Origin of the sequence: Corallococcus praedator (genome assembly GCF_003612125.1) — a bacterium.
Taxonomy (GTDB): domain Bacteria; phylum Myxococcota; class Myxococcia; order Myxococcales; family Myxococcaceae; genus Corallococcus; species Corallococcus praedator.
In genome coordinates this window covers 1-416 of the sequence record NZ_RAWI01001214.1, presented here as the reverse complement: position 1 = coordinate 416, position 416 = coordinate 1, and the positions used below count along the sequence as shown (strand labels likewise).

General features: G+C 55.8%; 1 protein-coding gene. It reads left to right on the top strand.

The features are described from left to right. Positions 1-416: aminoacyl--tRNA ligase-related protein (locus D7Y13_RS43790; RefSeq protein WP_341870484.1), on the top strand; the 416-nt coding region annotated here is incomplete at both ends.

The following is a 416-nucleotide window of genomic DNA, read 5'->3' as shown; positions in this document are numbered from 1 at the left end:
ATTCAGGAAGGCTACATCGAAGTGCTGCCGCCGATTTTGGTAAATAGCGCTTCGCTGACGGCTTCGGGGCAGTTGCCCAAGTTTGCGGAAGAAAGCTTTAAGTGCGATCGCGATGATTTGTGGCTGACGCCGACGGCTGAAGTGCCGATCGCCAGCTTTTACCGCGAGGAAGTTCTTGATGCGGAAGCGCTGCCGATTCATCACTGTGCCTATACGCCGTGTTTTCGACGCGAGGCGGGCAGCTACGGGCGCGATACGCGCGGGCTGATTCGGCTGCACCAGTTTAATAAGGTGGAGATGTTTAAGTTTGTGCATCCCGATCGATCGGAAGCCGAGCTGCAATCGCTGACTCAAGATGCAGAAGGCGTGTTGCAGGCGCTAAAGCTGCCCTATCGCGTCTTGCAGCTTTGTACAGG